The sequence below is a fragment of the Pseudovibrio japonicus genome (assembly GCF_014651595.1).
GTDB lineage: Bacteria > Pseudomonadota > Alphaproteobacteria > Rhizobiales > Stappiaceae > Pseudovibrio > Pseudovibrio japonicus.
The window spans coordinates 172,499-193,658 of record NZ_BMXE01000005.1 but is presented as its reverse complement, the minus strand read 5'-3'; the positions used below and the strand labels follow the sequence as shown (position 1 = coordinate 193,658).

At 52.0% G+C, this 21,160-nt stretch carries 21 protein-coding genes and 1 tRNA gene; 10 read left to right on the top strand and 12 right to left on the bottom strand.

The annotated features are described in order from the left end of the window. Positions 1–31 precede the first annotated feature (31 nt). The 3 genes from IE076_RS15125 to IE076_RS15115 all read left to right on the top strand — a co-directional run bounded on the left by IE076_RS15125 (position 32) and on the right by IE076_RS15115 (position 5,094). Complete coding sequence (locus IE076_RS15125) at positions 32–1,684, top strand: L,D-transpeptidase family protein (protein WP_209009151.1); 1,653 nt, start codon at positions 32–34, stop codon at positions 1,682–1,684. A gap of 236 nt (positions 1,685–1,920) precedes the next feature. Then, positions 1,921–3,576: a peptidoglycan L,D-endopeptidase MepK gene (gene mepK / locus IE076_RS15120; protein WP_244649691.1), complete on the top strand. Its 1,656-nt coding sequence runs from the start codon at positions 1,921–1,923 to the stop codon at positions 3,574–3,576. A gap of 336 nt (positions 3,577–3,912) precedes the next feature. Beyond that, positions 3,913–5,094 (top strand): MFS transporter, encoded by a 1,182-nt coding sequence (locus tag IE076_RS15115; RefSeq protein WP_189437619.1) that lies wholly within the window; start codon positions 3,913–3,915, stop codon positions 5,092–5,094. A gap of 122 nt (positions 5,095–5,216) precedes the next feature. Here IE076_RS15115 and IE076_RS15110 read toward each other — a convergent pair whose 3' ends face one another. Then, on the bottom strand, positions 5,217–5,483 hold the full coding sequence (locus tag IE076_RS15110) for a DUF2312 domain-containing protein (protein WP_054662737.1): 267 nt from the start codon (positions 5,481–5,483) through the stop codon (positions 5,217–5,219). Positions 5,484–6,477: 994 nt separating this feature from the next. Here IE076_RS15110 and IE076_RS15105 point away from each other — a divergent pair. From IE076_RS15105 to IE076_RS15095, 3 genes are all read left to right on the top strand, one after another. Continuing rightward, a complete protein-coding gene (locus IE076_RS15105) occupies positions 6,478–6,972 on the top strand; it encodes a DUF1036 domain-containing protein (RefSeq protein ID WP_189437618.1) in 495 nt (164 codons plus the stop codon). Next, positions 6,969–8,399: a pyruvate kinase gene (gene pyk / locus IE076_RS15100; RefSeq protein WP_189437617.1), complete on the top strand. Its 1,431-nt coding sequence runs from the start codon at positions 6,969–6,971 to the stop codon at positions 8,397–8,399. Before IE076_RS15105 ends, pyk begins: the two co-directional genes overlap by 4 nt. A 331-nt stretch (positions 8,400–8,730) precedes the next feature. After that, positions 8,731–9,336, top strand: a complete 606-nt coding sequence (locus IE076_RS15095) for a TetR/AcrR family transcriptional regulator (protein ID WP_189437616.1) — start codon at positions 8,731–8,733, stop codon at positions 9,334–9,336. Here IE076_RS15095 and IE076_RS15090 read toward each other — a convergent pair. The 4 genes from IE076_RS15090 to cpdR form a co-directional block, all read right to left on the bottom strand. Beyond that, complete coding sequence (locus IE076_RS15090) at positions 9,296–9,991, bottom strand: tetratricopeptide repeat protein (protein ID WP_209009150.1); 696 nt, start codon at positions 9,989–9,991, stop codon at positions 9,296–9,298. The genes IE076_RS15095 and IE076_RS15090 overlap by 41 nt on opposite strands. Positions 9,992–10,243: 252 nt before the next feature. Beyond that, a complete protein-coding gene (gene ykgO / locus IE076_RS15085; RefSeq protein WP_054662728.1) occupies positions 10,244–10,369 on the bottom strand; it encodes a type B 50S ribosomal protein L36 in 126 nt (41 codons plus the stop codon). Between the two features lie 192 nt (positions 10,370–10,561). Then, positions 10,562–10,636, bottom strand: a tRNA-Val gene (locus tag IE076_RS15080). Positions 10,637–10,769: 133 nt separating this feature from the next. Continuing rightward, complete coding sequence (gene cpdR / locus IE076_RS15075; RefSeq protein WP_054662725.1) at positions 10,770–11,126, bottom strand: cell cycle two-component system response regulator CpdR; 357 nt, start codon at positions 11,124–11,126, stop codon at positions 10,770–10,772. A 396-nt stretch (positions 11,127–11,522) separates the two neighbouring features. Here cpdR and IE076_RS15070 point away from each other — a divergent pair, with 396 nt between their 5' ends. Continuing rightward, entirely contained in the window at positions 11,523–12,425 is a 903-nt protein-coding gene (locus IE076_RS15070) for an N-formylglutamate amidohydrolase (RefSeq protein WP_189437734.1), read from the top strand. Between the two features lie 18 nt (positions 12,426–12,443). On the opposite strand, the gene catB is transcribed toward IE076_RS15070, so the two are convergent. Continuing rightward, on the bottom strand, positions 12,444–13,067 hold the full coding sequence (gene catB, locus IE076_RS15065) for a type B chloramphenicol O-acetyltransferase (protein ID WP_189437615.1): 624 nt from the start codon (positions 13,065–13,067) through the stop codon (positions 12,444–12,446). Positions 13,068–13,513: 446 nt separating this feature from the next. Here catB and hisN point away from each other — a divergent pair, with 446 nt between their 5' ends. Continuing rightward, positions 13,514–14,305 carry a histidinol-phosphatase gene (gene hisN / locus IE076_RS15060; protein ID WP_189437614.1) on the top strand — a complete coding sequence of 264 codons (792 nt, stop codon included), beginning with the start codon at positions 13,514–13,516 and terminating at the stop codon, positions 14,303–14,305. Here hisN and IE076_RS15055 read toward each other — a convergent pair. After that, positions 14,302–15,243 (bottom strand): alpha/beta hydrolase, encoded by a 942-nt coding sequence (locus tag IE076_RS15055; RefSeq protein ID WP_189437613.1) that lies wholly within the window; start codon positions 15,241–15,243, stop codon positions 14,302–14,304. The genes hisN and IE076_RS15055 overlap by 4 nt on opposite strands. A gap of 117 nt (positions 15,244–15,360) precedes the next feature. On the opposite strand from IE076_RS15055, the gene IE076_RS15050 reads away from it, so the two are divergent. Beyond that, the gene (locus tag IE076_RS15050) at positions 15,361–15,999 is read left to right on the top strand and encodes a pyridoxamine 5'-phosphate oxidase family protein (protein WP_189437612.1); all 639 of its coding nucleotides are present in this window, start codon (positions 15,361–15,363) and stop codon (positions 15,997–15,999) included. Between the two features lie 89 nt (positions 16,000–16,088). Here IE076_RS15050 and IE076_RS15045 read toward each other — a convergent pair whose 3' ends face one another. Further along, positions 16,089–16,445 (bottom strand): hypothetical protein, encoded by a 357-nt coding sequence (locus IE076_RS15045; RefSeq protein ID WP_189437611.1) that lies wholly within the window; start codon positions 16,443–16,445, stop codon positions 16,089–16,091. Between the two features lie 346 nt (positions 16,446–16,791). On the opposite strand from IE076_RS15045, the gene IE076_RS15040 reads away from it, so the two are divergent. Further along, a complete protein-coding gene (locus IE076_RS15040) occupies positions 16,792–17,256 on the top strand; it encodes an Hsp20 family protein (RefSeq protein WP_189437610.1) in 465 nt (154 codons plus the stop codon). 339 nt (positions 17,257–17,595) lie between these two features. On the opposite strand, the gene IE076_RS15035 is transcribed toward IE076_RS15040, so the two are convergent. From IE076_RS15035 to bufB, 4 genes are all read right to left on the bottom strand, one after another. Further along, positions 17,596–18,633: a threonine aldolase family protein gene (locus IE076_RS15035; protein WP_189437609.1), complete on the bottom strand. Its 1,038-nt coding sequence runs from the start codon at positions 18,631–18,633 to the stop codon at positions 17,596–17,598. Positions 18,634–18,768: 135 nt separating this feature from the next. Then, entirely contained in the window at positions 18,769–19,365 is a 597-nt protein-coding gene (locus IE076_RS15030; RefSeq protein ID WP_209009148.1) for a DoxX family protein, read from the bottom strand. Between the two features lie 67 nt (positions 19,366–19,432). Further along, entirely contained in the window at positions 19,433–20,269 is an 837-nt protein-coding gene (locus IE076_RS15025) for an HvfC/BufC N-terminal domain-containing protein (protein ID WP_189437607.1), read from the bottom strand. Further along, positions 20,253–21,155: an MNIO family bufferin maturase gene (bufB, locus tag IE076_RS15020; protein ID WP_189437606.1), complete on the bottom strand. Its 903-nt coding sequence runs from the start codon at positions 21,153–21,155 to the stop codon at positions 20,253–20,255. The genes IE076_RS15025 and bufB overlap by 17 nt, the downstream gene beginning before the upstream one ends. Positions 21,156–21,160 lie beyond the last annotated feature (5 nt).

Below are 21,160 nucleotides of genomic sequence, written 5' to 3'. Positions count from 1 at the left end.
GATCAAAGAGTTATCAGGTGGGTAGTCATAAATGTTTGGTAGAACGAGCACATCAGTATTGCTCGCAGGGGCAGTTTTTGCGCTTTCATCAACTGTGTACTCTGCACAAGCAGCGATTCCTGACAATTTTGACGCGCAGTTTGAGCAAGTAAACCTTGCCCTGGGCAACCCTGTTGCTCAGGAAATTCAACAAGCATTCAGCAAAAAGCTTCGCCCGCGGAATTTTCACGCAAAACGCGAGGCCGCCGCTGCAAAGCTGTTTTACGAAAACAGAAGCTTCCAGCCAGCCTGGATCGTGAAAGGCAAACTGACCACCAGCGCCCTTGCTGTTATGGAAACTCTGCAATCCGCCGATGAAGAAGGTTTACGCTCCGCCGACTACCCGGTTCTGGCAGCTAACTTCAACGCAGATGGCAAGGCGACACCTGAACAAATCGCAGTTGCTGAGCTTGAGCTGACCCATTCGATCCTCAAATACGCAGAGGATGCGCAGGCAGGTCGTGTCAGCCCGTCTTCAATCTCCAAGGATATTACCCTTCGCCCGGAAAGACCGGATCCGATTGAAGCGCTGGCATCTGTCGCGCGCTCGGTTGCCCCGGCAAAAGTTCTTGCAGCTTTCAACCCGCAGCATCCTGAGTACAAAGCACTGAAAGAACAACTCGCGTTGCTACGCGAGCAAACTCAGAATGGGGATCTAGAGAAGCAGGTCGTCATTCCATCCGGCAAAGTTCTTAAGATCGGCACAAAAAGCTCCCGCGTTGCCCTGCTTCGCGAACGCCTTGGCGTTCCAACCGTGGAGTACCAGGCAAACGTCTACACGCAGGATCTGGCGTATGCGGTCGAGGCCTTCCAGGCTGCAAACGGTTTGCACCCGGATGGCGCCGTCGGCCCACGGACCCTACTCGCCCTCAATGGCCGTGTCAGCGGTGACCCGATTAAAGATGTCATCGCCAACATGGAGCGCTGGCGCTGGATGCCCCGTGATCTGGGCGAGACCCACTTGCGGGTAAACATCCCAGAGTTCATGGTTCGCCTGAACATGGATGGCTTCGTTCTTTATGAAACCCGCGTTGTGGTTGGCAAACGCTCTAATCAGACGCCGGTATTCTCCGACAAGATGCAGCATGTGGTCGTAAACCCATATTGGAACGTTCCATACTCCATCGCATCCAAGGAACTTCTGCCGGAGCTCCGGGCAACCAACCCGCAAAGCTACCTGCAAAAAGGCAACTACGAGATCGTATACGGCGGCAAGATTGTTGATCCACGCCGGGTGAACTGGGATGCAGTCACCTTTAAGCAGATCCGTATCCGTCAGCGTCCGGGACGTGGCAACGCACTTGGCAAAATCAAGTTCATGTTCCCGAACAAGCACAATGTATACTTGCATGACACACCTTCAAAGTCGCTGTTCAACCGCTCTGAGCGCGCCTTTTCCCATGGCTGTGTCCGCGTGCAAAACCCGTTCGAATTTGCAGATGCACTGATGGCAACGCAGAACACCATCACTGGCAATTACATCCGTTCTCTGGTCGGCAAGAAGCAAACACAGGTGAATCTGCAAAGGGATATTCCAGTGCACCTCTCCTACTTCACTGCCTTTGTGGATGAAGGCGGCAAGCTGCAGAGACGTCCGGATATCTATGGCCACAATCAAGCGACCATCGACGCCCTAAGTCTCTAAAATTGTCACTATTCACATGTATCCACAGTGAGATATCGACTTATGCGTGCGGATTCGCGCGCATTTGTCGCAGGTAAATAGCAGATTCTGGCAAAAAACTGCGATTGTTGCCGGGCTGCCACTAGTTCGCGCTAATTGTCACTAAAGTAAAGCCTCGTTAACCTTGCCCGCACTAAACAAAAGAGGTGGGGCTCTTGGGTAAGGTAGTAGCCAAATAACGCGAAAGCGAGATTCAATTGCGTGACATAGTTGCATTCGGGCGCTCGGACTTTGGTAAACGTCTGCCAGGCATTTCTTTGCTGGTAGCAGCTGTTTTTTGTGCCTTCTCCCTCACCTCAATCGCTTCAGCTAGCGCGAGCACACGCACGCTCAAGCTGTATTTCACCCACACAAAAGAACGGGCAGAAATTACCTTCAAACGGAACGGTCGCTATGACAAAGCCGGCCTTCGTAAGCTCAACAACTTCCTTCGGGATTGGCGCCAAAAAGAGCCAACAAAGATGGACCCGGAACTCTTCGACTTGCTTTGGGAAGTTTATCAGAAGACCGGTTCAAACAAGTACATCAACGTTGTCTCGGCGTACCGCTCACCCAAAACCAACAATATGCTCCGTTCACGGTCCAGCGGTGTGGCTAAAAACAGCCAACACACCCAAGGCCGTGCAATCGATTTCTTCATTCCAGGCGTAAGCACAGCCAAGTTGCGCGCACTTGGTCTGAAGCAACATGTTGGCGGCGTTGGATACTATCCGCGCTCGAACACACCGTTTGTTCACTTGGACACCGGCTCTGTACGCCACTGGCCACGGATGACCCGCGCCCAGCTGAAAAAAGTCTTTCCAAAAGGCGATACCATTCACATCCCATCCGACGGGAAACCAATGGCACGCTATAAGCAGACGCTTGCTGCTATCAAGAAAAGAGATTCAGGCCGTTCATCCAGCGTAGCGAGCTCCTCCAAAAGCGGTGGAGGTTTCTTCTCTCGCCTGTTCGGCAACTCTGGTAAAAAAGAAACGAGCAAACCAGCACCAACTCCGATCTCCAAGGCACCAAGCGTAGCCGAGAAAGACCCCAAGCGTCTGGCAGCAATAGAGTTTAATGCAATTCCGCAGCCTAAAGTGGCACTTCTGGCATCTCAGCCAGCCGTAAGCCCAGTGCCGGAAGCTGCTTCACCAACCACTCTTGCTGCGCTAACACCCTACACAAAACCGACGGCTGAGACTGAGGCTGCACCATTAGCAACCGAGCAAACGCTATTTGCGTCAGCTCGCCCTCGCATTAAGCCAGAACAAATAATAGAGGTCGCCGCTTTGCCGGCGGCCACACCTATTGCACCACGACGCACTCCGCTCATGCCGCAAAAGGTTGAAACACCCAAAGACGGTATTGCCGCAATCATCGCAGCAACCGGCGAGCAAACACCAGACAGCCTGCGACCTCTCATAAACACGCAGCTGGCCTACGCCTCTTCGAATACTGGAGCGGATCAGGCACAGAGCAAGTTCAACAAAAAGTCTGCGCTTACAGCGCAGGCCCCATTTGTTGAACAACGCCTGCCTGACCTGTTGCCCGAGCCGAAAACTGCTCCACAGACCGTCGTCGCCAGAGCTCCGATTACGGGAGCTGACTTAGTCGGCTTCCATTCCGCCCCGCAAGCCAATGCAGTGCTGATGCTGGATCCAACATGGACCGCAAACAACCGCCGCACCATCACAATGCAGCATCCAGACCAGAACCAACTGACGGTCCTGATGGCGTCAGTAACATCGATCCTAAAAGACTCTTTGACAAAGACGTCTTATCGCCCAATCAGCAAGCGAATTAAGCGCGGCCCAGCCATCGCGTGGTTGGATTCGATTTACACTGGCGAAATCAAGGTCTCGTCCAGATAAGAAGATCTGCAAATACGACTGGGTTTTACCCGTAGAATATTTCATCCTATTCAATGAGCCGGTTAGCCTGTGCATGCTGGACGGCACCAATAGATTGACGCTTTAAAGCACCACTCTCCAAACATTCTGAGGCCTTCGCCCGAAACACGCGGCGCTACCTGTAGATAGCCCCCGATCTGTCAGACCAACAACCCGCCTTAAAAATCTTCACGCATCCTTCGCGCAAGACCATCCTCTCGACTCATAACCTTGTTCATCATTTGTTCTGATGCATAATGATGAGATTCATCGAGTTAGCGACGGTCTATTGCAGCCATTTTCACGCTTAGGATTTCTATGAAGAACAAATCTCTCCTACTGATCGTCACCTTCCTGAGTATCAGTGCCTGGATCGATCTAATCAGTATCATGACGTATGTAGGCTATGAGCTGGAATTCTCAGCCATTAGCGTTGCCTTGGTTTCTATTTCAATGCTCGCACCGCAGGCCCTACTAAACGGCTTCATCGCTAGGTGCGTCAATCGCTTCAATGCCAACCATCTCTTGATAGCAACCACCATCATACGCGCACTTTGCACACTCGGCCTGATCTGGGCAGATACGCTCAGCACGCTGCTACCTTTGCTGCTTATTCGCTCGCTCAGCATCGGGTTCTTCCAACCACTGATCGCAGGAGAGGCACAATCCGTAAGCCAGAGCCAAAAAGCTCAATTTGCCGCACTTCTCAACCTCATTAATACACTTTCAAAGGTTGTCGTACCCGCGATCGGCGGAGTATTTGCTGTCTATTTTGGCGAGCAAGCAGTCTTCGTGCTCAGCTTCGGCCTTTGCTGCCTCGCAATCCTCAGCCTTCTGAAGTACCCCCTATCTCGCAGAACCCCATCACCGGGCTTCAGCGCAAAAATCCCAGAACCACAGCAGATCCCAACTATATTCCTCGCAGGATTCGGCAGCTGCATCCTCTTAGTCTCGGGGTTGTCACTCACGTTCTCCAACCTGTTGCCCTATACATTTAACTTCTACGGAGTTCCCAAGTCTCTGTTATCCCTGTCCTTATCAGCATCGGCAATCGGAGCGATCATCTACAACCTCGCAATCGTCAGGCAGAAACTGGCTGTCGTAGAGTTCCCGCAAAATCACCTGATGGCCGCCTGCATCCTGAGCGCTATCGCATTTGCGAGCCTTACTCTCACCCTGGAATTCAGTGCGCAACATTGGCTCCTGATTCCCCTGCTGTTTGCCATACTCTCGATTGCCCGCGCCTATTTTGAAACGTTCTCAAACGCCTTCATTTTTTCATGTACCGAAACCGTCTCTGTCACTTTGGCAGCCTTCAAGCAAAGCTTCGCAGCTTACTCAGGCATCGCCGCAACGCTCCTTGGAGCTGCAAGTTTGACGACAGGAGAACCTTTCGCGTTCCTCATCTCGATTTCGCTTGCCGCCTTGATCCTTGCAATCATGTGGGGACGCTGGGATTTCCAGAAGGCGCTGGCACCGGCCCTAAAGCTCTCTTCATAGAAGCCGGCCCCTGCTTTCAAGGTGGAACGAACAACGACCGAACAAAGCATCCCACAGACACAAAAAAGGCCCCTCACCGGAGTAAGGAGCCTTTTTCAATCTCTTAGGAATAAGCAGAAGCGTTACGCTTCTTCCATAACCGGACCAGACATGCCAAGAGCATGCAGGTAAAGGTCAAGGATTGCTTCTTCTTCCTCACGCTCATGCGGCTTACGCTTACGAAGTGAAACGATCTTACGCATAACTTTCACGTCGAAGCCGTTGCCCTTGGCTTCCGCATAAACATCCTTGATGTCGTCTGCGATAACCTTTTTCTCTTCTTCCAGACGTTCAATACGTTCAATAAATGCACGCAGCTGGTCTGCTGCTACACCACCGGCATCTGCCATGTGAAATCCACCTTACGTTCGTGCGAAACACCAATTAACCTTACAGTCTTGCTGCCAGAACTAAGCAGATGGGTCAACCGTTGACCGCTGCTTTTCGGCATGCTTCACAGGTTCTGGGGGAAGAATAAATTTCAATGGGAATATAAAACAGGTGCCTCAATTGACGCACAATCCGCTGGCACAAGCCCGACAAAATTTCATCCAAGCAAGATTGCATGAGTACCCATTACCCGGCACAAGGATCCAAGATTGCACGACGGCCCGCCGCACAGATAGGCGCCACTACTTACGCATCGCTACATAGATGCCCATATACTCACAATTGTCCAAGGATAATTCGGCGCGACAAATCACCCCGCTAAATATATCAGAATACAGATATTCTAACCGGAAGATTTCAATCAGTAATTTAAGATGACAAGTCCAACGCTTCCATTCAGCGGAACAATTGCCCTGTTCATTGTCTGGCAAAGTGTCGCAGTTTGAAGAAATAACTTGGCACGCGTCTGCAGAAAACGGGTTCTGTTGATACCCAAGTCCTTGACCTGACGCTTCCAAATCCGAATATCTACCCCAAATACTGTTTATCTCTTTGGCATCACTTTCAAAAAACCTCATGTAAAACACGAGGAACTGTGGGAGGTGACAGGGTTTTTTGGCTTTTCGCTTGATTCCATGCAGAACTCAGGCCAATAAAGATATTCGGGTTCCTAGAAGTAAGATCCGGCTTTTGGGTCATATTTCAAATGTTAACGGGGGTCATCCACATTCATCCAGAATTAGGGTGACGCAACCAAAGCATGACATGTCGGGTTTAAGCCATTCCATCATCCTGCCGTTTTTATATGGCCAATGGTGAGTTTGGGCGACGTTCTTCACTCGGAACAACCTGCATTATCCTCTAGTCGTGCTCCAAAACGCTTCAGCCGTCGGCTGGACAACGTTGACAAGGGCATAAACTGAACGCATTAAACTGCCGTTTGTAGCTGTACATATGACTGTTATGAAAACATCCAAAAACGACTTTGCATCAGCCGTAATTAATCTTTTGCGACAAAATACACTGGCAATTGCCTGTGTCGCTTTTGGAGTTCTCAGCTTTTTGCAGGTCCCCTCTGCAAGAGCAGACTTTCGCGCATGTAATAAGACCGAAAGCACAGTCAACATCGCTGTAGGCTATCGCGATGGCGCTGAGTGGATCACCGAAGGATGGTGGACCATCAATCAAAACACCTGCGACACACTGGTGTCCGGTGATTTGCCGTCACGCTACTATTACTTGTACGCAGTACAAACGGATCAGAAAGGCGAATGGGATGGCAAGGCGTATATGTGTGTACGTCAAAAGAAATTCACCATTCGCGGGATAGAAGACTGTGTCGCTCGCGGTTATGAGCGCACGGGTTTCTTTGAAATAGACACAGGTGAGCAAAGCAGCTGGACAGTCCAGCTGACGGAGCCGGTAGAGCAAGGAACAGGTGGACGATGAAGCGTAACAGACGGGTCAAAATTCTAGCAACTCTCGGCCCGGCGTCTTCCGATAAAGAAGCCATCAAGAAGCTATGGCTCGCAGGTGCAGATGTTTTCCGCATCAACATGAGCCACTCCTCCCACGAAGTCCTCAACAATCTGGTTGGTCGCATCCGCGAAGTAGAAGCGGAAGTAGGTCGTCCAATCGGCATTCTAGCCGACCTGCAGGGCCCTAAACTGCGCGTTGGTACTTTTGCAGAGGACGCAAAGCCAGTCCTCGAAAATGGCGCAAGCTTCGTTGTAGACGCAAATGACACCCCAGGTGACGCAACCCGCGTTCACCTCCCACACCCTGAAATTCTCAGCAGCCTTGAAGTTGGCCACCGTCTCCTCGTAGACGACGGCAAAATCAGCCTGCGCGTGACAGAAGCCTCCGCAAAGCGCTGCGTCACCACTGTTGAAGTCGGCGGTACCATCTCCAACCGTAAGGGCGTTTCTGTGCCTGATACAGAAATCCCGGTTGGCGCACTGACCGAAAAAGACCACGCAGACCTGCTGGCCGCTCTCGATGAAAAAGTTGACTGGATCGCACTGTCCTTCGTGCAGCGTCCGGAAGATCTCATCGAAGTGCGCAACATCACTCAGGGCCGCGTTGGGGTTCTGGCAAAAATCGAGAAGCCACAGGCAATTGATCGTCTCTCAGAGATCATCGAACTGTCCGACGCAATCATGGTCGCTCGTGGTGACCTAGGCGTTGAAATGCCGCTCGAAAAGGTGCCTGGCCTCCAAAAGCGCATGATCCGCGCATGCCGCAAAGCTGGTAAGCCAGTTGTTGTTGCAACGCAGATGCTGGAAAGCATGATCACCTCTCCGGTACCAACCCGCGCAGAAGTTTCTGACGTGGCGACTGCGGTATTCGAAGGTGCTGATGCAGTTATGCTCTCCGCAGAATCTGCAGCCGGTGACTTCCCGACAGAAGCTGTTGCGACCATGGACAAAATCGCAATCGAAGTTGAGCAGGACGAGAACTACCGTTCCATCATCCACGCTCAGCGTACAGAACCAGAAGCAACCGGCGCTGACGCAATCACCGCAGCAGCTCACCAGGTCGCTGAAACGCTGGATCTGGCGGCGATCGTTTCCTACACCGCATCTGGCGGCACAGCACTGCGTGCAGCTCGCGAGCGCCCTGCAACCCCAATCATTGCGTTCTCTCCTGAAATCTCCACAGTTCGCCGCCTGACCATCGGTTGGGGCCTGCACTGTGTTGCCAATCAGGATGCAGCGACTGAAGAAGACCTCATCGATCGTGCATGTGCTCTTGCAAACACCGAAGGCTTCGCAAAGCCAGGCCAGCGTATTCTGGTTTCCGCAGGTGTTCCATTCGGCACCCCAGGTTCCACAAATATGCTGCGCATCGCGTTCGTAGGCTCTGCAGAAGCATAAATCGCCAAACGGAACCGCAAAAATTATTAAAAGCCCGTGATCTCGCATCACGGGCTTTTTTTGTCATCGGTCAGACGGAAATCACTGAACAACAAGCGCCAGAGATCGGCAATACCGAGGAGCCCCTCACCACCTGCCTCAAAACCAATCCCTTGGTTACCTCCTGTTATAATTTAAGTCTTACTCCTTCAAAAGAAGGCGCTTCAGTTGCAGTCCAGCTGCATACCGGGTCGCTCTTGTTCGCTGTACTCATTACTTTCTTCAATAGGCGGCACCCCAGAACCGCGCGGTGAAGTTGACAATATCGCCTATATTCGTCAACTAGGCAGACATGAAAATAAACTTTGATAAAAAGAAAGCGCTGACTGTTTTTGCACAATATGGCTTTCGCAAAACCTCCGTCGGAGACATTGCAAGCGCCGTCGGTCTCTCACGCCAATCGCTCTACAAGAAGTTTAGAAACAAAGAAGAGCTCTTCCAGACCATAATCGCAGAGTACTCTGAAGAGGTCGCTCTTCAGGCGCTTGAAATTCTCTCCGAAAAGACCAACGACCCCAAATCTCGCATCCTATATGCGCTCGACATCATTATCGGTCAGCACGTGGAGCTTATAAGAAACTCTGGCCATGGAGCTGAACTGGTACAGATGGGTGAGCAGGTTATATCCGCAGTCGGGAAAGGCCTCATACCGCAGGTCATGCTCAAGATCGCAGATGTCATTATGGAAGCCCACAGGGAGCGTACCAAAGAGCAGGCAGATGATGACGCCTTCATCCTCTACACCCTAGCAAAGGGTCTGTCGCTCACGGTTGCAAACTACGCAGAATATCACGCTGGAATAACGAGAGCCGCAGATCGCCTTCTGGATGAGCACAGGCTCCCTACATCAACAACGCTTAGTGATATTGCCCCCACAGCTCCTCACGAAGACTTGTGACAGCGTCCTGAGCATTCTCCAGCAATGGATAGATGCTCAGCACATGCTGGAACACCTCCAGCGCCTTTTCATCCTCCCCTGCCTGCCTCAGGATCATGCCAAAACCTGAGAGTGCAGGAAAATGGCGCGGCTCAATCCGCAACACCTGCTCAATATCCGCAAGTGAGCGTCCCAGATCTTCTTTCATGAAATGCACAGTCGCCCGGCGGTTCCACCCTTCAACATAATCCGGATCAAGCCGAACAACCGCATCCAGCAAATCAAGCGCCAGACCGTAATCTTTATTATCGATGGCCGTGCCAACACGCATCATGAGCAAATCAAGCGTATGACTACCAGACTGCATGAAGAGGCTATGAATACGCCTGGAGATCGCCTGAGCATTCCTAAGACTATCAGCATCCCTTAGTTCAAGGAACAGCGCGTCCAGAAGTTCTTGGCGCGTGTAGTGAGCAGGAACGTCACGGTCGGGAATAGACCGACCGATCTGAGCAGGACCTCCCGCAGGCCCCTCAAGAGCCACCTCAGGCCCCGTACTCAACTTGGGATGCCCATCGGGCAACCCCCGCGCAGTTTGCAGCGCCTGGGTCACCTTAGCGGCCCACCCATCTTCAGAGGCGACTACCTGCCCGATGCCGAGAGAAAGCAACAACAAGCAGGAGAGCAAAGTAGCACTACAAAGCCTTGCTGGATGCTTGAGCCTGTTAGTATGTCGTGACGAAGATCCCCCTCCGGAGAACCCGGCGAGCCGAAGCTGCTTAGGCGTCAATGCACCACAAACGGAGCTATTTGAGCGAGCAAACAAAAAAAACCGCATGGCAAAAGCATCTCACTTTTGCCATGCGGCTCGCAACTCTTAGAACCAAGGGTTTTTCGCGCTGGTTTGAGTCAACTCAGCGCAACAAACTTAACCCTGACGCGCTTTAAAGCGTGGGTTCTTTTTGTTGATGATGTAAACGCGACCCTTGCGACGTACCATCTGGTTGTCACGATGGCGGCCCATGAGTGCCTTAAGAGAGTTCTTAATCTTCATTATCCTACCCCCGGTTAGGGACAATAACTTAGGGATCCTGAAGTACCACGATCCGCCAGTGAAAAGAGGCGCAAAGCGCCTCCAGTGTACAGCCTTTGACTTCGCCGCGCTGCATTCTTACGAAGCGGCGCAGGACCTGAAGTCAGGGCCCGCTCCGCCGGGTATACATCTAAGATGTTAACCGACGAAAAATGGTGGGCGTGACAAGGATCGAACTTGTGACCCCTACGATGTCAACGTAGTGCTCTCCCGCTGAGCTACACGCCCGAAACTTTCTAAGAAGCTCGTCCGTCAGCGGTTTAACGCTGCGGTGGAGAGGCGTATAAGTGGAATTTGGAGAACGTGCAAGTCCAAAAATGGAAATTTGCGGTCTCTTTCCACATTCAGCCCTAAAAACTAACTAAATGAGCATTTTTTCCACTTCGCGCACCAAATCCTTCAAGTGAAAGGGCTTGGAAAGTACCTTTGCATCCTGAGGCGCCTTGGAATCAGGATTAAGCGCAACAGCAGCAAATCCTGTGATAAACATGACCTTGAGGTCCGGATCCAGCTGAGTAGCTTTGCGAGCTAACTCAATGCCATCCATCTCTGGCATCACAATGTCAGTCAGCAAGAGGGCAAAGGGCTCTTCGCAAATACGTTCGTATGCGCTCTTTCCATTATCAAAGGAAACAACAGTGTGCCCAGCCTTCTCAAGTGCCTTGGACAAGAACTGGCGCATGTCATTATCGTCTTCCGCGAGCAGAATTCGAGACATGTTCGACAACCTTAAAACTCCAGGTGCAACGACGAGGGTCCCCTACTAGAGCGGCCCCGTAAATCAATAGAATATGTCAGACGCACTCCCCCTCGCAATCCGACAGATTCCGAATACCGTACGCTGTTAGGTTCAGGAAGCTACTCGGGAATACCAGTCAAAACAATAGGGGCAAATGAAACAGGTTCACTTCTAAAGAGACTTCTGCGTCAAATGAAGGCCCACTGCGACCTCCCTGTCACGCCTGAGCAAAATCTTCGGTCTCTCTTGCCTATTTCACAAGCTCACGTTCTAAAGTCTGGCCCATACGTAGATCTGGCTCTATACTGGTGAGAATTGCGGCAATTAAGGAATGTTGGCTCTGTGTCAGTTTTGGAAGATCATCAGATTAAAGCCATAGCGAACTACAGTCAGACGCAAGGCGCCGGAGATCAGGTACCCGCTTTTGAGGTCCTCTCCCCAGATGAACACTCTGTCCCATTTGTCTTCAACAGCCCCCATTCCGGGCGGGCATACCTGTCCTCGTTCCTTCAGGCATCACGTCTAGACACCACACAGATCAGGCAAAGCGAGGACGCCTTTGTTGATCTGCTCATCAAGGACGTTGAGCAACTCGGTGCACCTGTCCTGAAGGCAAACTTCCCGCGGGCCTATCTTGACGTGAACAGAGAAGCCTACGAGTTAGATCCCAGAATGTTTGAGGGCAAACTCCCCAAGCACATCAATTCGCGCTCTCTGCGCGTTGCAGGAGGTCTTGGAACCATCGCACGCATCGTTGGAGAGCGCAGAGAGATCTACCGCACGCGCATTCCGGCAGAAGAAGGTCTGGACCGCATCGAGAAGGTCTATAAACCCTATCACAACGCCCTGCGTAGCTTGTTGAACAACGTGCAGGACCGGTTTGGTCTCGCGGTCCTCGTCGACTGCCACTCAATGCCGTCCGCAAACTCGAATAAGAACCACGATCCTAAAGCAGACTTCGTCATTGGAGACCGCTTCGGCACCAGCTGTTCCAGCTGGCTCTCGTCCTGCGCCGTCGGTATCTTGCAAAACATGGGCTACAACGTCACCCTGAACCGTCCTTATGCCGGCGGCTACATTACAGAAAACTACGGCAAACCGGAACGCGGTGTGCACGCCCTTCAGGTCGAGATCAACCGGGCGCTCTACATGGATGAGCACACACACCACCCGCATTCAGGTTTTCATGACTTGCGTGAAGATCTTCTGGTCTTCCTGACTGCGCTTGTAGAAATGGTCACAGAAACCTTCACGAGAGAAACACTGGCAGCAGAATAATCTGCTGCCCTATCCCCCTCAGAACCCAAGCCAGTAGTCGTAAAGCCTCTCGATGTCAGACGAGCACAACAGCGGTATAGCATCTTTCAGAACGTCATCAGACCAATCCCACCACTTCATCTCCAGAAGCATCTGAACCTGACCTTCAGAAAAGCGGGAGCGCACCACCTTGGCCGGATTACCAGCAACAACGGCATACGCTGGCACATCTTTCGTCACCACCGCACGGCTGCCGATCAACGCTCCATCACCAATGCGCACCCCCGGCATAACCATGGCTTCTGACCCGATCCAGACATCATTGCCTATTGAGGTTGAACCAGATGGCCTGAAACCATCCTGAGCACCTGCAAACGTATCCTCATCAAAGTAGTGAAATGGAAATGTTGAAGCCCAGTCTGCGCGGTGCCCCTGATTTCCGGCCATCATAAACACAGCACCAGAGCCGATAGAGCAATAAGAACCGATAATCAGCTTATCTTGCACCTCCACATCGGAGCGCAGGTATCGGGCACACGATTCAAAACTATGACCGTGATAATACCCGGAATAATAGGAATGCTTCCCGACAATAATATTGGGGTTGGACACCTGCTCTCGGAGCGGTATCCCTTTGAACGGACTTTCAAAATAATTCGGCACCAATAACCTCCCCTGTCACGGGCCCCTTCCTACGACGGAGAACAGCATCAGCCAAACAAAAAAAAGGCCGCGCTCATCCGGGAGGCGGCCTTTAGTCTAGGGAGGAGCGCCCTTTTTCGCGAAGGGCGGCGCAGACATCGAATGTCGCGCTGCAACAAAGCTCGCACCGCGTCGCAAAAACGTCAAGCGCTCAGCGAAACACTTGGGTTGATCCTAGACGAATTGGCCAGTTTGTATCTTGATGACCACACCCCGATTTTTCACGGATTATCGCTGTTTCTATGAATTACCAGAGGCCAACGAGCGGTAGGTCGCAGGCCTTGCCGCCCTGGCACAATATAAGACATCGTGAATTAAGTTGGAGCTAACCGCCCAACGCATTTGCACTTTTCAAAATCCCGACTATTGTGCGCAGGCGATCGACTGCTCCTACCGGATGACTTGATATGACCTCTTCCAATCCTGACTACGCTTTTCTTCACAAACTTGCTGACGCGGCAGACGCCAAGACCATGCAGCATTTCCGCAGCGGCTACGAAGTCGTGAACAAACTGGAGGCAGGTTTCGACCCGGTTACAATCGCTGACCGATCAGCAGAAGAGGCTATTCGCGCAGTTCTGGAAGCAGAGCGCCCCGACCATGGGATTATCGGTGAGGAATACGGCAAGACCCGCGACAACGCAGAAAACGTCTGGGTTCTCGACCCCGTCGACGGCACCCGCTCTTTCATCTGCGGCACACCACTGTGGGGCACATTGATCGGCCTTAAAACCAACGGCAAAGCCGTTCAGGGCATCATGAGCCAGCCCTATACCAGAGAGCGTTTCTGGGGCAATTGCGACGAAGCCTTCATCAGTGGCCCTCTGGGTGAACGCGCACTTAAAACCCGCAGCTGCGCATCCCTGTCAGAAGCAGTCATCACCACCACCGAGCCAGCCTTATTCACTGAAAGCGAACGTCCTGTTTGGGACACCATCTGCTCAGAAGCCCGCCTTACCCGCTACAGCACAGACTGCTACGGCTACGCCATGGTCGCAGCAGCAGGCTTTGATGCGGTTATCGAATCCGGCATGAACACCTATGACATCCTTGCCCTGATCCCGATCATTGAAGGCGCTGGTGGGTTTGTCACCAACTGGACAGGCGGCAACGCAGCGGACGGCGGTCAGGTCGTAGCGACAGGCGACAAGCACCTCCACGACGAGCTCCTCACCAAATTGGCCAGCGCTGCTGCCTAATCCGCACTTCCGGGTATAAATGCGTCAAACGCAGCCCAGAACTGCTCGCGATATGGATCTCGCTCCATCAAAATCTCGTGGCGGGATCCTCGAATCTCCAAGAAGCTCATGCCTGGACAGGAACGACAGAGTTCCTCGGCATCATCCGTGGAAACAATCTGATCATTCCCGGCTCCAATGACCAACGAAGGCACCCCGAATTCAATCTGGAATTCCGGTTCTCTGAAACGCTCCGTGGCCAAGCCCATAGCGCGAAACCAGCTCACAGTTGGAGAACCCAGCCCCAACTGAGGCGCGGATTCCAGAATTGCGTTCATACGCTTGAAACGGTCAGGGTCAGACGTCAGCGTGTTACCATCGTAATCCAAAAGGATCTTGTCATTACCACCAGGAACAAAAGCGTTCCCCATACCGACCCAGACGAGCGATTTTGCAAGCGCTCCCGCCATCTTGAACAGACGGCCCTTCATAGCCAGACTAACGAGAGGCGCTGTTAACACAGCCCGGTCAATCTTCGTCTTCAAACGCCGGTTTGCATGCATGACCACAGCACCACCAGTTGAGTGCCCCAACAGAAAATGGGGACCCGGACAGTCGGAGAGCGCCACATTGTCGAGCACAGCGTGCAGATCAAGCGCGAATTCATCAAAACTTTCAACGTGACCACGGCGCTCATTCTTTAGCAGTCGCTCAGAACCACCCTGCCCGCGCAGATCAAAAGCCACCACAAAGAAACCGCGGGACCGCAATTCCTCAACAACTTCAAAATATTTCTCAATAAACTCGGTCCGGCCCTGAACAATGGTCACGGTCCCCTTTAACGGAGACCCGGTCGGAGCCCAGCGTGCCCAACGGATTTTCACATTGTCTTCCGTCTTGATAAAGCCAGACTGTGTCCCCTCAGGAACCGGGTTGAGATCCGTATCAAACAGTACCATTAGCGCTTAACCCCTAGTTCTCTCACACCCAATTTGATAGCCTTTCCTTGCAACAGGCCGCAACCGGAAATTCTGAAAGTTTTCTTCAGATCAGCGTTCGGCAACAAGGATATTTATATGCAAGATACGGACCTGACATCTGTTTCCCACGAAGTTACCAGTTTAGCTCAACTCGAAGAACTCTATGGCAGCCCAAAACAAATCTCTATCGATAAAGAAGTAAGCTACATTTCAGAGCACTATAAAACCTTTATCGAAGCGTCACCCTTCTTCGCCTTGACCACCGTTTCTGAAGAAGGGACTGATTGTTCACCACGCGGTGATCCGGCTGGCTTTGTAAAGGTCATCGACGAAAAAACCATTGAATTCCCCGATCGCCGCGGCAACAACCGCATCGATAGTCTCCGCAATATCGTTCAGGATCCGCGTGTGTCTCTCCTGTTCATGATCCCCGGCGTCGGCGAAACAATCCGCATCAACGGCAAAGCCAAAATATCGACGGAACCCGCCCTTCTGGAAGAACACAAGATGGAAGGCAAACTGCCCAAATCGGTCATAAGAGTCACTGTCGACACCATCTACTTCCAATGCCAAAAAGCGATCTATCGCTCTGGCCTATGGACGGACGAAGCAAAGGTAGACCGCAAAACAATTCCATCAGCAGGGCAAATGGCTCAATCTCTCTCAAAAGTCGAGTTTGACGGGGAGGCCTACGACAAAGCATATCCCGCCCGCATAAAAGAGTCGGCTTACTAAACCCAAACACCGCGAGACCTGCCTTTATCAATAAAGGCAGGTCCGGCGAAGAACAGATTAAAACCTGGATATTAGAGGGAAGTGCGCAATTAGCGTCTCTTCAGAATGCGGCCATTGTAAGCATCAATCACTAGACGTGACTTACGGAGCCCACGCCAGCTTGCCTTAACAATGTATCGATCACCCTTGCGTTCAATCTTATCAAAATCCCGGTAACCCCAGGCACGCAATTTACGCTTGATCTGCTTTTTATTCAGCGCCTGACGCTTTTCCTTTTTCCAGTGCTTTGCTTTCTTGCCATGATCCTGCACCAACTGAACGCTCGCATTAGGGAAGTCGAAGGACAGCGTGGGACCCGCGTTTGCCGGAGCCACCGCGCTGGAAACTCCAACAGCAACAGCAGCAGCAACAGCCAGGCTCGTGATTTTTTTCTTGAATGCATTCATCTGTTTTCTCCTTGTTGGCAAGAGCGCTTGCCTAAACACAAGAAGAAACTAGCAAGCCGTGGATGTACGGGATCAGAAGCTCCTGTTCAGGTTCTGTTAATCTTGGGAGCTCTTCGCCCAATCCAGCAAAAACACCTATTTTGAAAAATCACTCTTGAAACTTATTTGAGCCATTCCTATCTCAAAATCACAGGCGCCACAGAGTGGGTCTGACACCGCTTAGAACCTTCGCCAATAATGGGAAGGCACTGTAAGCAAAAGGAAAATTTCATCGTCCGCGCGCTTGGCGGCGAATGGTGAATGTTGCTCAGATGACCAGAAGGTCACATAAAAGAGGACAAATAAAATGCGTCATTTCGATCTTACTCCCCTCTACCGTTCTACTGTTGGTTTCGACCGTCTTTTCTCCATGCTGGATGCAGGAACGGAGCAGCAGGGATCAGCTTATCCTCCTTATAACATTGAGCGCACAGGAGAGAGCGCCTACCGCATCTCCATGGCAGTCGCTGGTTTCAAGGAAGATGAACTGACGATTGAAGCAAAAGAGCATGTCTTGACTGTTTCCGGCGAGAAAAAGCCTGAAAGCGACGAAAAAGAAGTTCTATATCGCGGCATCGCCTCCCGCGCTTTTGAACGCCGCTTCCAGATCGCGGAATATGTGAAAGTGATTGGCGCAAGTTTGGAGCATGGACTGCTCCACATTGACCTTATCAGGGAAATTCCTGAGGCAATGAAACCGCGCAAAATCAACATCACAGCAGGAGACAAAAAAGAACATAAACAGATTGAAGGCGAAACAGTAGCTCACTAACAACCGGCAGCCCTCGCGAGGAACCTTCCTCCCAAACTCCCGACCTCGCGAGTGGCCACCCTTGTAACATTCTGGAAAGTCTCTCAAAGATTGGTTGGTACGCCCCTGCCAACCAATCCTCCCCAAATCAACAGGTTCCTCCTCCGCACTATTCCCATGCGGATCTGTCTGGTCATCTCTCCCCCCGAAAACGGCCAGACACAATCAACGCCCCGCTTGCCCCAGCGGGGCGTTCTTTTTATGCGACCTCAACAAGATCAGGGATCTTGCGCCATCACACCCAGAGGCACCCACACCCCAATCATCAAATTCAATCGAGATGTAGGCAGAAAAAATCTCTTAGCCACGCAGATGCGTCAGGAACTCGTCGACCTGTTCAGATGTGGTGGCAAAGCAAGTCACAAGGCGAAGGAAGACCTCATCCTCGGAAACAAAATCCGCAGGAACCTCATAGAACTTTGCACCAGCTTCATGCAAACGCGCAGCCTGTGCTTTGGTGAAGACCGGGAACAGCTCATTTGCCTCTGGCGCAATCGGCAACCGCACACCATCAATATCACGCATTCCATTGGCAAGGCGCATGCACATCTCATTGGCATGGCGAGCAGTTGCCAGCCAGTTGTCATCCTTTAGATAGCCTTCAAACTGCGCTGAAATGAACCGCGCCTTTGAAAAGACCTGTGCTGCACGCTTTCTTAGATACTCAAAGCCCTCAGATTCTTCCGGATTAAAGAAGACAACGGCTTCAGCACACCAGCAACCATTCTTGGTGCCGCCGAACGACAGCACGTCCACGCCCGATTTCCATGTCATCTCTGCGGGCGAAACATCTAGGGAAACCAACGCATTCGCAAACCGGGCACCATCCATATGCAGCGGCACATTGCGGGAATGCGCGACATCCGCCAGCGCCTGAATCTCATCCAGCTGGTAGATGGTACCGTACTCGGTCACCTGAGAAATGGAGACTGCAGCAGGACGACCATGCATCGGATTGTTGTCGGGCACTTTGTTCATAGCGGTACGCAGAGCGTCAGGCGTAATTTTTCCATGCTCCCCGCCAATACCGATCAGCTTATTACCGCCGGTAAAGAACTCTGGCGCATGGCACTCATCTATATTGATGTGCGCATCTTCATGGCAGAACACTGCCCCACCGGGCTTAGCATAGGTCGCAAGCGCTAGTGAATTGGCCGCAGTACCGGTCGAAACCAGAAACACAGCAACTTCTTTTTCAAAAAGATCATTGAACTGCTGCTCAATAGCGCGGCTCAATGGATCAACCCCATAAGCGGTGGCAAAGCCGCCTGTATGGTTCGAGAGAGCTGTCATTACTGCACTCGTCGCACCTGCCCAGTTATCACTCGCAAAAATCATAGGGCCTGAATAGCAATAAACCGAGGAAACTCAAGCCATTTGTAAGAAAACGAAAAAGAGCGCACCACCGCATCAGTGATACGCTCTTTCGGTCTTTAAGAAAGCTCGCTGCTCTGTCAGCCCTTGATGAAAGCTCTACGCAAGGCTCTTGGAATCTTTAGTGCCGGCCTCATGCTGAACGCCGAACCATTTCCCCAGAACCCAATCCAGTGAGAATACACCAGGGCCGCGGACCACAAGTACGATTGCCAGGAAGATCCAAAGCGCACGCTGGTCCACAATCACTGAAGACGGATTACCATCAAAGAACGCCCCGATTGTAGCCCCAGCAACGCCGTGCCCAACCACGTCCACAACAGACATGACAATCACAAAGCCAATAAAACCAACACTCGCAGCCCGTGTGAACAAGCCCAAAACGATCAGGACAGGAATGACGATCTCTGCCCACGTTCCAAGCAGCACAATCAGGCCATACGGGAGAAACGGGATCTGTGAGACATCATAACCAGCAGCTTCGGTAATCTGCGGCAATATCTGCGCATAAGCACCGGCAGTAGGAGACAGGAAACCGAAAAATCCATCACCCAATTTGGTCATGGCCGAGTTCCAGAAGTACATAAACAGGATGCCCGCAAAAAGGAAACGTGCTGTCAGTCCGAGAAACCAGCCGTCTGTCACCCGCTCCAGCCAACCAAATATGCCTTGATATAGATTTACAAGCATTCTCATCTGTTTCCCCCTCTGGTGCGTCCAGGCACATGCAAAAGCCTCACCACCTGGCCCCTTGCAACCAATATTATGCTTTGACATCGACACGCGCAAAAACGCGCGCACTCAGTAGGCTGCCCAATGCCTGTGACAAGTCAAAACCTTCGTAAGCAGGCGCAACCGCTTCAGCTGCTTCACCCAATGTCTTGCCGAAGAACAACAAATCGGCAAATGCCGCAACGTCCTGAGGCAACCCGGTCAGTGTCACGTCCATATCCGGGCGACAAATCAAAATCGCTTGATCAGCTTCCGGTGTAAAACCCTCCACGTGATCGGAACGTGTCTGCTTCCAGATCCTGTTGAGCGGAAAGCGGGAGTAGACCAATCTATATGCAGGGATAGGAGTAAACACCGCGTCCCCAAGTTTCGCCGGATCAACGGTAGTCAGAACATCTGGCGCAACAGCCGTTGCATTTGCGCCGTGATACACACGCAGCCACGCCCATTCCATCGCAACCACGTCCTTTAGGTAAGGATAGTCTGCTAGCGGAGGGAAAGCGCCGATAAACTCTGAGAAGTTGCTGCCAAACTCGCTCAGAACAGGTTGCTCTGGCGGATTTTCACGAATGAACTCTGCAGCAAGCGCCCGGAAGTAATCACGTCCAACCAGATCATGCACCGCCGGAAAGTTGGCGGCCAATGCGTCAATCAGACTTGCCATCACGTTATTGCGGTAAACGCCATACCGCTTCTCGGAGGGATGACCATCGCGCCCGACAACCCCGTCAGGTACGGGCACCTCAGGGTTCATCAACCCATCCGAAAATCTATCAAAATGCTGCAGGTTCAACTGCAAATCTTCCAATGGAACGCCATAGCCTTTCACTGTGACGTTTTCCTCTGTGTTATCAGACCTCTGAGACATGGCCACTCCGCTCAGCTGAGGCTGTCGAATGGGCCTGACAGTGAGACTGGATCATCACATCGGCTTGCGCGGCCTCATATGCCAGGATCTCCCAGCTTGGAACATTTGCGTCCCACTCAATGAGTGTGGGTAGAGGCCCCGTTCGATTGATTGTCCGCGCATAAAGTGCCCACACAGGATCAGCGACTTTACGATCATGCGCGTCGATGAGAAGAGGGAGCCCCGCCTCATCGGTATCAGGAGCGTGCCCGCCAAGATGGATTTCGTGAACGTGGTCAACCGGGAAACGGTCTATATAATCTTCTGGTGAGCCACCAGAGTTCGTCGCAGAAACGAACACATTGTTCACGTCCAGTAGCAATCCGCAGCCAGTCCGCTTGACAATTTCGCGAAGGAACTCGGTCTCCTCGAAGGTGCTTTCTTTGAAAAACACATAAGCGCTTGGATTTTCAAGCAACATCTGGCGACCAAGGAAGGTCTGCACTTCGTCGATATGCTCAACAACCTGCTGCAGGGTCGCATCAGTATATGGCAGCGGCAAAAGGTCGTTGAAATACTCAGCGTCATGCGTTGACCAGGCCAGATGCTCACTAAAGAGCCCCGGATCATACCGGTCAACAACGTCTTTCACCCGAGCAAGGTGGTCTTTGTTCAGTGGATCCGCACCACCGATGGACAGGCCGACACCATGAATAGAGAGTGGATAATCCCGGCGGATAGCTTCAAGATATCCATGCGGAGGACCACCGGCACCCATGTAATTCTCAGCGTGGACCTCAAAGAAACCAATATCAGGCTTGTCATCGAGAATGGTGCGGTAGTGATCAGCCTTTAAGCCGACGCCACCTCGTGCAGGAAGTTTTGCATTAACCCGTTGTGCAACCATACCCG

Excerpts from the sequence above, each read along its gene's own strand:
- IE076_RS15125 (WP_209009151.1), top strand. The coding sequence starts at position 32 with ATGTTTGGTAGAACGAGCACATCAGTATTGCTCGCAGGGGCAGTTTTT.
- IE076_RS15115 (WP_189437619.1), top strand. The coding sequence starts at position 3,913 with ATGAAGAACAAATCTCTCCTACTGATCGTCACCTTCCTGAGTATCAGT.
- IE076_RS15110 (WP_054662737.1), bottom strand. The coding sequence starts at position 5,483 with ATGGCAGATGCCGGTGGTGTAGCAGCAGACCAGCTGCGTGCATTTATT.
- IE076_RS15105 (WP_189437618.1), top strand. The coding sequence starts at position 6,478 with ATGACTGTTATGAAAACATCCAAAAACGACTTTGCATCAGCCGTAATT.
- pyk (WP_189437617.1), top strand. The coding sequence starts at position 6,969 with ATGAAGCGTAACAGACGGGTCAAAATTCTAGCAACTCTCGGCCCGGCG.
- IE076_RS15095 (WP_189437616.1), top strand. The coding sequence starts at position 8,731 with ATGAAAATAAACTTTGATAAAAAGAAAGCGCTGACTGTTTTTGCACAA.
- ykgO (WP_054662728.1), bottom strand. The coding sequence starts at position 10,369 with ATGAAGATTAAGAACTCTCTTAAGGCACTCATGGGCCGCCATCGTGAC.
- cpdR (WP_054662725.1), bottom strand. The coding sequence starts at position 11,126 with ATGTCTCGAATTCTGCTCGCGGAAGACGATAATGACATGCGCCAGTTC.
- hisN (WP_189437614.1), top strand. The coding sequence starts at position 13,514 with ATGACCTCTTCCAATCCTGACTACGCTTTTCTTCACAAACTTGCTGAC.
- IE076_RS15055 (WP_189437613.1), bottom strand. The coding sequence starts at position 15,243 with ATGGTACTGTTTGATACGGATCTCAACCCGGTTCCTGAGGGGACACAG.
- IE076_RS15050 (WP_189437612.1), top strand. The coding sequence starts at position 15,361 with ATGCAAGATACGGACCTGACATCTGTTTCCCACGAAGTTACCAGTTTA.
- IE076_RS15045 (WP_189437611.1), bottom strand. The coding sequence starts at position 16,445 with ATGAATGCATTCAAGAAAAAAATCACGAGCCTGGCTGTTGCTGCTGCT.
- IE076_RS15040 (WP_189437610.1), top strand. The coding sequence starts at position 16,792 with ATGCGTCATTTCGATCTTACTCCCCTCTACCGTTCTACTGTTGGTTTC.
- IE076_RS15035 (WP_189437609.1), bottom strand. The coding sequence starts at position 18,633 with ATGATTTTTGCGAGTGATAACTGGGCAGGTGCGACGAGTGCAGTAATG.
- IE076_RS15030 (WP_209009148.1), bottom strand. The coding sequence starts at position 19,365 with ATGAGAATGCTTGTAAATCTATATCAAGGCATATTTGGTTGGCTGGAG.
- IE076_RS15025 (WP_189437607.1), bottom strand. The coding sequence starts at position 20,269 with ATGTCTCAGAGGTCTGATAACACAGAGGAAAACGTCACAGTGAAAGGC.
- bufB (WP_189437606.1), bottom strand. The coding sequence starts at position 21,155 with ATGGTTGCACAACGGGTTAATGCAAAACTTCCTGCACGAGGTGGCGTC.